The 13,293-nt window shown below is 34.2% G+C and carries 10 protein-coding genes; 5 read left to right on the forward strand and 5 right to left on the reverse strand.

Annotated elements, in window-relative coordinates; translation table 11 throughout:
• From F6K54_RS27815 to F6K54_RS27830, 4 genes are all read right to left on the reverse strand, one after another.
• Positions 1-640: BMP family protein (locus F6K54_RS27815; protein ID WP_293084900.1), on the reverse strand; the 640-nt coding region annotated here is incomplete at its 3' end.
• A gap of 888 nt (positions 641-1,528) precedes the next feature.
• A complete protein-coding gene (locus tag F6K54_RS27820; protein ID WP_293084903.1) occupies positions 1,529-2,140 on the reverse strand; it encodes a macro domain-containing protein in 612 nt (203 codons plus the stop codon).
• A 528-nt stretch (positions 2,141-2,668) separates the two neighbouring features.
• Positions 2,669-3,151, reverse strand: a complete 483-nt coding sequence (locus tag F6K54_RS27825) for a DUF2656 domain-containing protein (protein ID WP_293084906.1) — start codon at positions 3,149-3,151, stop codon at positions 2,669-2,671.
• A 565-nt stretch (positions 3,152-3,716) separates the two neighbouring features.
• Complete coding sequence (locus F6K54_RS27830) at positions 3,717-4,712, reverse strand: hypothetical protein (protein WP_293084908.1); 996 nt, start codon at positions 4,710-4,712, stop codon at positions 3,717-3,719.
• Between the two features lie 436 nt (positions 4,713-5,148).
• Between F6K54_RS27830 and F6K54_RS27835 the strand changes: the two genes are divergently transcribed.
• Together F6K54_RS27835 and F6K54_RS27840 are read left to right on the forward strand one after the other, a co-directional pair.
• Positions 5,149-5,937, forward strand: coding sequence for a transposase (locus F6K54_RS27835; protein WP_293084911.1), 789 nt, complete (start codon positions 5,149-5,151; stop codon positions 5,935-5,937).
• Positions 5,927-6,178 carry a hypothetical protein gene (locus tag F6K54_RS27840; RefSeq protein ID WP_293084913.1) on the forward strand — a complete coding sequence of 84 codons (252 nt, stop codon included), beginning with the start codon at positions 5,927-5,929 and terminating at the stop codon, positions 6,176-6,178. Before F6K54_RS27835 ends, F6K54_RS27840 begins: the two co-directional genes overlap by 11 nt.
• 445 nt (positions 6,179-6,623) lie before the next feature.
• Here F6K54_RS27840 and mnmA read toward each other — a convergent pair whose 3' ends face one another.
• Positions 6,624-7,751 (reverse strand): tRNA 2-thiouridine(34) synthase MnmA, encoded by a 1,128-nt coding sequence (gene mnmA / locus F6K54_RS27845; RefSeq protein ID WP_293084915.1) that lies wholly within the window; start codon positions 7,749-7,751, stop codon positions 6,624-6,626.
• Positions 7,752-8,158: 407 nt separating this feature from the next.
• Here mnmA and F6K54_RS27850 point away from each other — a divergent pair, with 407 nt between their 5' ends.
• From F6K54_RS27850 to F6K54_RS27860, 3 genes are all read left to right on the forward strand, one after another.
• Entirely contained in the window at positions 8,159-8,290 is a 132-nt protein-coding gene (locus F6K54_RS27850) for a hypothetical protein (protein ID WP_287273967.1), read from the forward strand.
• Between the two features lie 227 nt (positions 8,291-8,517).
• The gene (locus tag F6K54_RS27855; protein WP_293084920.1) at positions 8,518-9,366 is read left to right on the forward strand and encodes a hypothetical protein; all 849 of its coding nucleotides are present in this window, start codon (positions 8,518-8,520) and stop codon (positions 9,364-9,366) included.
• Positions 9,367-10,503: 1,137 nt separating this feature from the next.
• Positions 10,504-12,030 (forward strand): NAD(P)H-hydrate dehydratase, encoded by a 1,527-nt coding sequence (locus F6K54_RS27860; protein ID WP_293084922.1) that lies wholly within the window; start codon positions 10,504-10,506, stop codon positions 12,028-12,030.
• The last annotated feature ends 1,263 nt before the right edge of the window (positions 12,031-13,293 follow it).

Below are 13,293 nucleotides of genomic sequence, written 5' to 3' on the forward strand. Positions count from 1 at the left end.
TATTAAAATCTCCAGTGTAACTAATTACAACTTCAACACTGGAATTTACTGACTTAGCACCTAACTCAAATGCCTGACCTTGTAAGTTAGTTCCTTTAAAAGATAAACCTGTAAGATAAGCAACTTTATTATTCTTAGTCATCAAACCAGCAATTACACCAGCAAGATAACCCATTTGGAAATAATTTGTTGTGACTGAAGCGTAATTTTTCCCAGCAATATTACCATTAACTCCTAAAAAAAATGTATCGGGAAATTGACTAGCTACTTGCTGAATAGCAGCATCAAATTGTCCGCCATGACCTACCACTAAATCATAATTTTTCCTAGCAAAATCAGAAAGAGTTTCTACCTGGTCTGGTTGAGCAATATTTTCCACATAAATCATCTCACCATTGAGAATTTCGGCTGCTTTTTTTACCCCTTCATAACCAGATTGATTCCATCCTCCATCGGTAATAACTCCAGGTAAAGCAATAGCAATTTTAAAAGTTTTAGAATTATCTATAGAATCATTACTGGGATTTTCTGTCAGAATCGTTGAAGAGGGAGAATCAGCACAAGCTTTTAATAGTAAGCTAGTTACTAAAGTTGCTGCGCCATAGGAAATAAATGAGCGTCTATTTAATTTTTTAGTCATATTGAAGTAGTCCTATAAATTTAGTAATTTACTCTGGAGTCAGGGAATAGAGAATATCTCTAATTAAAATTTTAAAAGCAATAGTATTTATCAATGCAGAAGGAAGAAGGAAGAAAGAAGAAGGAAGAAGGAAAAATCTTGGCTTGTCTGAATTTTAAGCTTTTGATATTTCCGCACCCTTTCCTTTGAATGCTATATCTACTAATAGCAACTGTTGGTGTTTCTCTTAGTTATATGCAGAAGGAAGAAACAAGAAGGAAAAGTATTGAGTTGTCTGAATTTTAAGCTGGGGTAATTTAATCTCTGTGAAACTAGGTGGATTTAACATTACTGTAAAAGAAGAGAAAGTAATAATTTTGCCAACTCTAAATTAGTCAGATATTTAGAGCTACTACTAATTAAATTTATCCTCTAACTAATAGCTCATTTTCAAATTAACTCGGGTGCATCTCAATGCGTGAATAAAGCCAAAAATTTATCGCTTTTAGGGAACAGGCAACAGGGAACAGGCAACAGGGAATATATAGGAAAAAAGTATTTTTGCTTGCTATGAGATGCACCCATTAACTTGATCGAAGAATATGACAAAAAAAACTGTTTTATAGTCAGTTCCAAAACTAGAAAATTTAGCATATTAGATAGCGTTATCAAATGAGATGTCAAACAAGAGTTGGTTATTTACTAACAGTAAAAAGTCTAACAAACCTTCTTACATATTGACCCCTGCCTTTTGCCTAAAAGCAACCAGTTCTTTGACGCAAGTAAAATAAAATTACTACATCCACAAGATATTAGTTAATATAATTAAATTTAACATTTCATAGTGTAGCTAAAAATAGCGATCGCCTAGCCAAATCAATAACTAAATTATCAGTAATAGTAATAAATTTAACTATATCTTTTTTTCAAGTCTCCCTCTTCCCAAATTTGGAGTTGCCTTTCAGCAGCAATAAAATTGTTAATTGACTTTGGCGGGTAAACAAAATGGTCATAAGCGAGAGCCATTTGTCTAGCTGCTTCTTGATAAGAAACTTTTCCTATTCCTGTACCTAAACCTGGGCAGACAACATTTTGAATTTTTTGCTTTTGCTGACGGTTGTGGTGTCGCACTGCCAGTAACATTGCCCACATTGCTATATAAGGAATATCAGTGCCAGCAATGGACATAGGTACGCGCATAGTGGGAGTATGGGCAAGAAAAGGATGCTGAGAATGACCAGTTTCGACAATAGTAGATGTGCCAACTGGTTGTTCGCCTAGATATTCATCTAATATTTTTTGTTGAACCGAAGTCATTAAAAAATCACCAAAATATTTGATGATCGCTGCATCCATACCACCATCCATAAGTCCAAAAGAATTTCCTGGACTTACTAAACAGTTATATTCTGATACAGTCTCGAAATAATTATTGATAATTTCTAGATTGGGTAAATAATGGAAATGTTCTTGAAAAGCATCATATAACGATCTATTTGGAGCAACTAAAATCAGTTTCATATTAGTCTCTATTCTGGTATAGCAATCAGGAATCAGATGTGAGAATTGAGGTGTTCTTTAAAGTATAGAATATAGCAATTATCTTATTCTTATCTCTTCGTTTCTTCCCTATTGCCTATTCCCTATTCCCTCCATACCTAAAACAAAAACCTTCAATATCTCACAACTAAAATCATATTGCTATAGCTTTAGAATTATCAAGAATCCCAATAGGTTTTCAATTTTAAGAAGGAAAAATATCAGCCTTAAAAAATAATTATTGAACCTAGTTTGCGGGCGTTGAATTGAGTCTCAAACATATTTTCTGTTTCCTCCTCAACAAATTGTTATAGCAGAAGAAAAAAGGAAGAAGAAAGAAAGAAGAAGTAAAAGTATTACGTTGTCTGAGTTGTTAGCTTTTTACCTGTTATAACCTTTGCTTCGACTGCTATAAATCATTTTTTATCCAATCTTGAATCTACCACTTTGACTAAAGAGTGAAACATACCTCGCACCACTGTTCAACCAGAAATGGATTCAGTCAATAAATTAACTCAGAATATTTTTCATTTCTATTTTAAAAATATTTTCAATGGTTTTTCCCGCAGTTTTTTCCTCCCAATTAAGGATATTGAGAAAAGTTGCTGCTGAGTGAGTTTCTACAACATCAATACCCCATTCTCCTGTTTGGAGAGTATCAGGAGAATCGCTTAATGGTGGTGTTTTTTTTAAACCTCCGAGAATCAAAACATCAACAATTAAATCCTTGCCATTTTTCTGAATTATCCGCTTTTCTATTAAAGCTTCAGCACATTTTTCACCAACTTGAGGTGGAGAAAAAACTTGATTTTCAAATAAAATTTCTACCATCCAATGAGGATGATTTAATTGCCGACATTTAAGCTGTGGATATTTGCTTAAACCATCAATAAAAACTTGAGCAAATTCTTCCCTATTTAGTTCAGGCAGGGTATTTTCTGAGAGTTCAAAATTGTGGGAAAGCAACATTCTTCCAGTTTTAGATTCAGTCATTATTTTATTTATCTTATGTTCTATAAATTTTAATTCACAATTTTATATCCTATCAGACCATAGATAAAATTGATATCTCTTAATATATCTTTACTTCATACAAATAGTTGCTAAAAACATTACTGAGCTTTGCTTATTACTTAATAACTGAAGTGTTGAATAAATATAGGATTATTTTTAGGCATTGGTATTAGGCAAAAATTATTAGTTATTCAGACAATATTTGGATTTTCGATAAATTTTTGTAGGAATGTTTCATGGAAAATTTCTACATTATTTTTCATACTTATATTTATGTCAAGAAAGATTATACCAAATTGAAATGAAGCTGCATAGAATAATATTTAAAGCATAATTTACCACAGGTAAGCGTAGATAAAGATAGATCGATTTAATGAATTTCACCATTCCTATACAATCTCATATAAAACTGGTATTAGATAAAAATCATCAAAATAATTGGGTCGTGCAACCCCACCTTTTAAGGCGAATTTTTTTTGGAACGAAGCTCAAATCCCCGTTACAAAAATAACTTCTAACTTCTGACTTCTGACTTCTGACTTCGTTAAGATTTTCCATTTTTTTCTGGTGGAGCAAATTCAACATAAATTAGACTTATTTTATTTTGATTGCGGATAAATGATGCTCCTAAATTTAAGTCAGTTAAGTTTTGTAGTAATCCTTCTGCTAGTCCTATTTTTCCTGAAATAGAATAAGAATCATCATTGGTTAATTCAATGGAAGCTGTTAAACATTTTCCATATAAACGACTATGAGCAACTGCTGTCCATGCTGGTTCATAAGCAAGCCAACTATAATTTTTTTCGTCAAACTTTTCTACTATTTCCGAACTCCAGGGTTGTCCTCCAAGTGATAATTTTCTGATTGATTCATCTGATTTATTAATATCTCCTTCTATTTTACTTTCTACTCCACCTGCTCTGGTAAGTTTAGTATTTGCTTCTATTTCTGTTGCTGTTTTACCGACTTTTTTTTCTTTAATTGTAATTTTATTTGCTCCTAAATCTACCAATAAGCGAATTAGTTCAGCTTCTCTTTCTGCATAAAGTAAAGAGTCAAATACCTCTATAGGAATATATTTATTACTTTTGGATTTTAAGGGATGCGCTCTATATAATTTTCCTGGTAATGGATGACCGGGAGGAAAGTCAAAATCTTCTGGTATATCTGAGTAAGGAGTTTCTGTAATAAATTCTGACCAACCTTCTAGATTAAATTCATTTAAAGCTATTTTTGTATTTTCGTTGGGTTTTGCTTGTTCACTATCTTGAGTATTTTGTTGGCGAGCAAGAATTCTTTTTACTTCTGGTATTAAAATAAAAGGAAATAAATTTATATCTATAAAAATTTCCGATATCAAAATTCCCGCTCTTAAGATAGATGATAAATTTGATGTCAGATTACTTGATTTATCATCTTCAGTAGTTACAGTAGTAATTGCTGAAGATAGAGATTGTTGTAAACTGGATTTATTATTAGGGGTAATGTAAAGTAGTGGTTTATATTTTTTTACTTGTTGAATTTCTGAAGACTGATTCATAACAAATTCTCCTGCAAAGCTTTTAACAAAAATATTAGAGGTTGATTAATGATTAGATAGTAATAATTTACATATGTTACAATCAAGCAAACTATAAGTACAAACTCATACTTACTTTTGCTTTACCTCCTAAAAAAAACTTCAAGAGAGAATTTACTATTTCCAGATTTTAGTCTCTGAGCATTAAAAAATTTTCAGAGGAACTCATAATTACTCTTGCTTTCTCTTCTCTACAAATTTGCATAAGGCAAAATCATTGAAAAATACGTTTTTTTGAAGATTCTTACTCCCCACCCTCCCATCAAGGTTTCAGGAGTTCCTTATCAGGGATAGATTTGAACCGGGGGATTAAAACAAGGGATTCGTTTGGACTAGACAACTTTAGTTGCCCTCTGTTACTATGATCCACAGTAACTTTTCGGTCTTCCTGTTTCAAATGTACTGTTGTCAGCAAGTTTTAGTAGGTAAAAATCCTGAATTAATTGCTATCTTAACGTTCTTATGTGAACAGTCTCACAAGCTCACTAACATGGGAATATATTATGCCAGGCAACTATATTTTAAGTCTCAAAAAGGCATTAGAAAATATGACTTGGAAAAGGTCTACAAAAAGAGCAATCACTATAAAGTTTTATATTCACAAGCAGCACAACAAATATTGAGAACTGTAGCGGAATCATTTCGCTCTTATTATGGTCTTGTTATTGCCTATAATGAAGGTAAAATCACAGACAGACCAAAGATTCCTAACTACAGAAAAAAAGGGGGAATGGCTACAGTTAGTTACCCGTCTCAAGCATTAAAACTTAAAGATAATCAAATTAGAGTACCATTAGGCAATATCTGTAAACGCTGGTTTGGAATAGATTGCTTTTTAATACCAATGCCTAGTAATCTAGAATTTTCTACTCTCAAAGAACTGAGAATATTACCGAGAAATAGATGTTTTTATTGGGAATTTATCTATGAAAAAGAAATAGTAGTTAAACCTCAATTAAATCAAGAAAATGTATTAGGAATAGACCATGGTGTAAATAATTGGTTGACCTGTGTATCTAATGTAGGTACTAGCTTAATTATAGATGGTAAACATCTCAAATCAATGAATCGTTGGTACAACAAACAGATATCAACTATTAAAGAAAATCAACCGACTGGATTTTGGTCAAATAGGCTAGCTGCCATTACAGAAAAGCGTAACCGCCAAATCCGATTTGGGTATTAATAAAGCAGCCAGAATAGTAATTAATCATTGCTTAAAAAATTCTATTGGTACAATAGTTTTTGCTTGGAATAAAGGTCAGAAAAATCAAATAGAATTAGGAAAGAAAAGTAATTCTGAATTTGTACCAATTCCTACAGCTAGACTCAAAGAAAGAATAGCTCAATTATGCTATGAATATGGAATAAAATTTATAGAAACACCAAGAGAGTTATACAAGTGTCGCTTCATTTTTAGATGGTGACTATCTGCCTAATTATGGTGAGAAACCCAATGATTGGAAACCGTCAGGAAAAAGAATAAAGCGTGGTTTGTATAGAACAGGCAATAATTGGTGTGTTAATGCAGACTGTAATGGGGCTGCAAATATCATCACAAAAGTAAGCCGCAAAGCAGTAGGGGCGATTCGCGAATCGCCCCTACTTAAGCCGACTGTGTAGGGGCACTTTGACTTGTCCCCAGAGAATGTATCTTTGGTCAGCTAAGAAGAAACGGAGCAACATGGATTTATCCTGTTGCGTAGTATCCACTTAGAATCCCCTCGGCTTCAGCCAGGGGAGTAGTCAATCTGAATTTAGCTCCTAAAAAAATTTGTACAAGCCAAAATTGAAAAACTCAATGATGGAAAATTTAGTAGTCAGGATTTTCAGCTTTAATAATCAACTAAAATCCAGACTACAAACTAACATTTATTCTGACTTTTCTATTATCCCTCCACCTAACAAAATATCTCCGTCATACCAAACAGCAGCTTGCCCAGGAGTTATGCCAAAAACTGCCTCTTCAAACATTAACTTAACTCGAAAACCATCCTGTGGTTTCTCCTCATTAATACCCAAAGGAATAATATTTGCTGTTACAGGTAAACTACGATATCTCACTTGCACCTCCCCTCGTATAGGTATAGTCGGTGGGACAATAGAAACCCAATTAACTAACTTCACAGTGGACTCCATTTTGGACGCACTGTCGCGATCGCCCACTATTACCCGATTCATTACTGGGTCCAAATCAATTACATATAGAGGATGAGGGGCCGAAACTCCTAAACCTTTTCTTTGGCCAATTGTATAATGATGGACACCATCATGGTTTCCTAACACTCGCCCTTCTTGGTCAACTATTTGACCTTGATGGGGTGTAATATATTTATCCAAAAATTCCCGCATCGAACCGCTAGCTTCCACTAGACATAAATCCTGACTTTCCGGTTTATCAGCAGTTTTTAAACCATATTCCGCTGCAATGCGTCGGGTTTCACTTTTGACAACTTCCCCTAGAGGAAATACGGAACCTGCTAATAAGTCCTGTGTTAAATCGTACAGAAAATAAGACTGGTCTTTATTACGGTCAATGGCACGTTTTAATTGATAGCGATCGCTTTCTGAATCATAATCAATTCGCGCGTAATGCCCCGTGGCAATTTTGTCAATACCTAATTTTTCACGGGCATAAGCCAACATCGGGCCAAATTTCACAGCTTTATTACATTGAGAACAAGGTAGTGGAGTAATTCCGGCACTGTATCCTGTTACTAAATAATCAACAATATTTGCTTGAAATAAATCGCGACTATCCACAATATGATGGGGAATACCTAACTGTTCACAAATATGGGCAGCATCAACCATTCCCTCGGAACAACATTGACCTTTTCCTTTCATTAACCAAAGAGTTAAGCCTTCAACTTGATATCCTTGATGATGTAGTATTGCTGCGGTTGTGGAACTATCTACTCCACCGGAAAGACCAACTATAATTTTATTCATTGAATTTGAGTTTTTGACATCCTCCCGACGTTGCGCATGGCGCGACAACGCGGGATTCCTAAACCTCGCGGCTCAGGACTTTCTGCTTCGTAGCACCTGCCTCCAAGGCCAAACCTCTTTCTGGTCTAAAGGCGCGCTCCACAGACTGACACTGCTAGCCCAGCAGCCTAACTCTGTTTAGTGTAGCATACTATGTGTAAAAACCGCTCTTATTGATTGGTTTTCCCATCCCTCCGCTCCCCTTCGGGAGAGCGCGGGTCTTCAACCAACGTTGAGATAAAATCAAAACTATATGTATTTATCTTAAATTATAGATTTTTTGAAGAAGGAAGAGGGAAGAAGGAAGAAGGAAGAGGGAAGAAGGAAGAAGGAAAAATATTACTTTCTCTGAGTTTTAAGTTCTCGATCTTTCTTAACCTTTCCTTCGACTGCTATATATGAGACTGCACAGAATTATGAAATTTATTAATTTGTCTGTATTAATCTTAAGTAAGGAAGAAGGAAGAAGGAAGAAAAAATGGATGGGGACTCAAACCCCAATCAATTGTCAACACCGTGTAGACGGTGGGGTATTAAACCCAAAATAAAAAGATAATTTAGAATTGCTATATATAATCTCACGGGTGCATCTCATACCAAGCAAAAATACTTTTTTCCTATATATTCCCTGTTCCCTGTTCCCTGTTCCCTAAAAGCAATAACTTTTTGGCTTTATTCACGCATTGAGATGCACCCAATCTCACTTTGTTTTATCCATATAATAAACTATGTTTCATCCCCTGCTAACAATAATCATTTATTTGCTCGACTCACCATGCTAAACCAATTATTTTTAATATCAGAATACAGAATTGCAAAAATCTCATTCTTCTCAATTATATTAGGAGGATTTTTAGCTATAAATCACCAAACTATTGCCCTGGGAAAAGTCATTAAAACTCAAATTTTACCCACCAATCAAAGGCAAAGCAAGACTACAAATTTTAGCTCCAATAGCAATACAAAAAAACAAACACCATTAATAGCAGAAAATTTCAGTTTTCCAAAATATCCTGAAGTATTACCTCCATCAATAATCAGACCATCAATTCCACAACAAGAACCAATATTTAATCCCATAGAAGTAAATCCATTTCCCAATTTACGATATGTTGTCTATATTGAATCAGATAGTGGGTTATTGTTAGGAATTATTCGGCGAAAAATCGAACCAAGAGCAGTATTGCGCTCTTTTGCAGGCAGCACTGTAATTCAAGTAGGAAGTTTTTCTCAGCTATTTTTTGCTTTAGATTTATTAGATTATTTAGAAGAAAGAGGAATTAATGCCCAACTGGAAAAACTTGATTCAAATGAAGCTTTTGGTGAACCTGTAAAACCTGCAATTCTAGCAGCTAGTGTATATCCTCCAGTTAAACGTTCAATTGCTTATGGACTAAATAATAGTAAATCTTATTATTTATTAATTCCTAGTCAGTCAGCAGATTTAGCTTTAATTACATATAAATTGCGATTATTAGGAGTTCCCGACAAAGGTATCCAGGTAACAGAAACTCCCGAAAATGTAGCTATAGGACCTTTTGAAAAGGAAGAAATAGCAGAAAAGTGGCAACGCTATTTATTAGATTCTGGGTTTGTTAATGTGGTTATTTACTTGGGTCGTTAAAAGGTAGGCATTCCGCAGGAAATGCTTACGTTAAAAGTTAGTCATAAAGTTAATTTAAAAGTTGATTAAAATACATTTAATTGTTGACCATTAATTTTTAAATTTACTCGGGTATTTCAACTTTTTCTTCTTTTCTAATACCAAATTCAATAAAGATTGTTACAGTAAAATTATAGATGCTTAACGGAATTGAAAAATCTTCACTGTTTATTTATTATACCGTAAGCATTCAGCCGTCAGCTATCAGCTATCAGCTATCAGCTATTGCTTTTATCACTCACTAAAAGCAATATTTAGGGTTTGCTGAAAAAGTCTTATGGGTGAAGGTAGGAGACAGGAGACAGGAGACAGGAGACAGGAGAAATGGGTATGGGAGCGAGGAGGCAGTAGGAAGAATTATCCCAAGATTGTTCTGCCATAATAATCCCAAAATACTAGCTTTTTTAGCTTCTTAGATCAAAAAGCTTGCACTTTTTAAAGGCAAAAAAAGGCTGAAACCAATATCAGTCAATGCTTTGATATTTAATCAGCAAGCCCTATTTAATTAAGCTAGAAAAATCTGGCTAAAAGTCAGTTCCAAAGTCTATATTCATTTAAAACTTGTCCTTAAGCACAAGGTATTATTGCTGAAGTCCGCAGTTCCTCCGGAGGAGGCTAGCTGATAACGCAGTTCCTCCGGTAGGAGGCTGGCTAATAGCTGAATGCTTACCTTATACCATTTTGAAAAAAGAATGTTACGAATAATAAGTGCAATAAAAAAAATTTGCAGGAAATGTCCCTTTGATAAAAAAGAGAATTTACGAACTGAAAACTGGTATTAAATCTATTCATTCTGGCTCCTGAATTCTGGATTCTGAATTCTAAGAAATACCCTAGCTATTTGTAGCAAACATTTATCAAATTGGTATTATTTGTTGTGTACCTAATTAAAAGTACAATCCCTATTACTTCTGACTTGCTAAGGTGCATTTTAAATGCGTCTTAGCTTACCGAATAATTATGGTTTAAAGCCTCTCCTTTAAAGGAGAAACAAGAAAAAAATTTCATGATTAGTCAATCCTCTTCTTTTCAATAAGACGTAATTATTAATTATTAATTATTAATTATTAATTATTGAACCCCTACTCCCTAAAACAAATGAACAATATTAAAGAAAAGTTTGTAGTTACTGCTGCCCAAATGCGACAAATAGAGGAACGAATATTTGTTGCCGGAATGCCAGTAGCAGCATTAATGGAAAAAGTTGCAGGATTAGTGACACGAAGAATCGTAAAATTATTCAATCCTAATATTAGTAAAATTGGTATATTAGTAGGTCCTGGTCATAATGGTGGAGATGCTTTAGTTATAGCCAGAGAATTATATTTCCAAGGCTATGAAATAATAGTTTATTGCCCGATACAAAAACTTAAAGAATTAACAAATTCTCATAGTAAGTATCTCCAATCTTTAGGAGTTAATTTTGTTGATAATATTTCCCCGGTCAAAAATTGCGACTTGCTCATAGACGGTTTATTTGGCTTTGGTTTAGAACGAGAAATCACCGGAGATTTAGCTGTAGCTATAAATCAAATTAATAGTTGGAAAAAACAGATATTTAGTATCGACTTACCTTCTGGAATTCATACAGATACAGGAGAAGTTCTAGGAACAGCAATTTCCGCTAACCACACATTTTGTTTAGGTCTGTGGAAACAAGCATTCTTACAAGACCAAGCCTTAGAATATATAGGTACATCCGAACTAATAGATTTTGATATTCCTCTGGCAGATATTACAGAAATTTTAGGAGAATTTCCCACTATTGAAAGAATCACAAAAACATCTGCTGCAGCAAATTTTCCCTTACCTCTTTCTCCAACAACCTATAAATATAAAAACGGTAATTTATTATTAATTGTAGGTTCCCACCGTTATAGTGGAGCAGCAATTTTAACAGGATTAGGAGCCAGAGCAACAGGTGTCGGAATGTTATCAATTGCCGTACCAAAATCAATTAAACCTATACTAAATAATCACTTACCAGAAGCACTAATTATTGGTTGTCCTGAAACAGAAACCGGAGCAATAAAACAATTACCAGAAGATATAAATTTAAGTAAATTTGAAGCGATCGCCTGCGGACCAGGTTTAACAACAGAACCTAAATCTATAGTAGAAGCAATATTATCCGTAAATTGCCCGATAGTTCTAGATGCTGACGCTTTAAATATTTGTGATAATTTAGAAAAAAATTATTTAGTTAGTCAACGTCAAGCACCAACAATTATTACACCCCACCCAGGAGAATTTAAACGTCTATTTCCTCACCTAGAAAATAAAATTAATAATCGGATATTAGTAGTTCAAAAAGTAACTAAAAATAGTAACCTGATTTTAGTTTTAAAAGGAGCAAAAACAATTATTGCCAATAGTCAAAAAATACTGATTAATCCAGAAAGTACCCCTGCATTAGCAAGAGGAGGTAGTGGAGATGTATTAACAGGTTTAGTTGGAGGTTTATTAGCTATTACTTCAGTTAAAACTCCACCACTCGAAGCTGTCAAAACAGCAGTTTGGTGGCACGCTCAAACAGCAATATTAGCAGCAAAAAAACGCACCGAGTTAGGAGTAGATGCTTTTACCTTAACTCAATATTTAATCCCTACAATAGAAAAAATATAACCTTTCTTAAGGGAACAGGGAACAGGGAATAGGGAATAGGGAATAGGGTTTTGCAAATATGAGACTTAAGTTTGATAAAAAAACAAAAATCTGGAAACATAAATACCTCCTTATACCAAATTGATAAATGTTTGCTACAAATAGCTAGGATATTTCTTAGGAGTCAGGAGTCAGGAGTCAGGAGTCAGAGTGAATTGTTTCAATACCATTTTGAGGCCGTAAATTATCCTTTTTCTCAAAGGGCATATCCTGTTAAAGTCTTTTTATTCCTCTTACTATTCGTAAAATTCTTTTTTTTAAATTCGTATTATCTATGCCTCAAAATTCGATCCGTACTTATTAATTAGGGCTTGCTGATTAAATCTCAAAGCATTGACTGATATTGGTTGTAGCATTTTTTGTTCTAAAAAAGTGCGCCTGTTTTCAGTGGCAAGAGCTGCAAAAAGCTAGTATTTTGGAAGGATTATGGCAGACAAATCAAGGGACAATTTTTCCGACTACCTCCTCCATAATTCCCCGTTCCTCCTGTCTCCTGTCTCCTGTCTCCTACCCTCACCCATAAGACTTTTTCAGCAAACCTTAATTAGGTAGTCTTAATGAAGTCAGAAGTCAGTAGGGGTGGTTCGCGAACCACCCGTACAGAAGTTATTTTTGTAACGGTGATTTGAGCTTCGCTCCAAAAATATTTCGCCTTAAAAGACGGGGTTTTAGACCCATATTATTTTGATAAAAATATACATCAAACTTGGATATAGTGTTAGGTTTTGAGGAGTCATAATCACCTTTTTTCTCTTTATATATTGCCCAAACAATCCTGTCTCAACCCTCCTCTTTATAAATAGATAAAAAAGAATGTTACGAATAATAAAGCGTTTCTCAAATGAGTGAGATACAATTGTTTTTCTTTTTTTCTATCCCCTGTTTCTCGAATTACTACTCCCTACTCCCTAAAACAAACGAATTTTGTACCTCACCAATATGAGAATTGCTATAAGTGTGATTAATATAGAATCTGGTTATATAATGTATGTTGATAATTTCTTAAATTACTTCAATATTCAATCTCCCCCACTTCTTTGAAAAGTCAGAAGTTAGAAATTATTATAGAATCTGGTTATATACTAATATGTTGATAATTTCTTAAATTACTTAAATCTCCCCCACTCCCCCACTCCCCCACTCCCCCACTCCCCCACTCCCCCACTACCCTACTCCCCTACTCCCCAACTCCCCCACTCCCCCACTCCCAACTATTTTATTTAG

Origin of the sequence: Okeania sp. SIO3B5, from assembly GCF_010692555.1 — a bacterium.
Taxonomy (GTDB): Bacteria; Cyanobacteriota; Cyanobacteriia; order Cyanobacteriales; family Microcoleaceae; genus Okeania.

Coding starts and splice junctions, on each gene's coding strand:
- F6K54_RS27825 (WP_293084906.1), bottom strand. CDS start 3,151: ATGACTGAATCTAAAACTGGAAGAATGTTGCTTTCCCACAATTTTGAA.
- F6K54_RS27855 (WP_293084920.1), top strand. CDS start 8,518: ATGCTAAACCAATTATTTTTAATATCAGAATACAGAATTGCAAAAATC.
- F6K54_RS27835 (WP_293084911.1), top strand. CDS start 5,149: ATGTACTGTTGTCAGCAAGTTTTAGTAGGTAAAAATCCTGAATTAATT.
- F6K54_RS27860 (WP_293084922.1), top strand. CDS start 10,504: ATGAACAATATTAAAGAAAAGTTTGTAGTTACTGCTGCCCAAATGCGA.
- F6K54_RS27820 (WP_293084903.1), bottom strand. CDS start 2,140: ATGAAACTGATTTTAGTTGCTCCAAATAGATCGTTATATGATGCTTTT.
- F6K54_RS27830 (WP_293084908.1), bottom strand. CDS start 4,712: ATGAATCAGTCTTCAGAAATTCAACAAGTAAAAAAATATAAACCACTA.
- F6K54_RS27850 (WP_287273967.1), top strand. CDS start 8,159: ATGAAATTTATTAATTTGTCTGTATTAATCTTAAGTAAGGAAGAAGGA.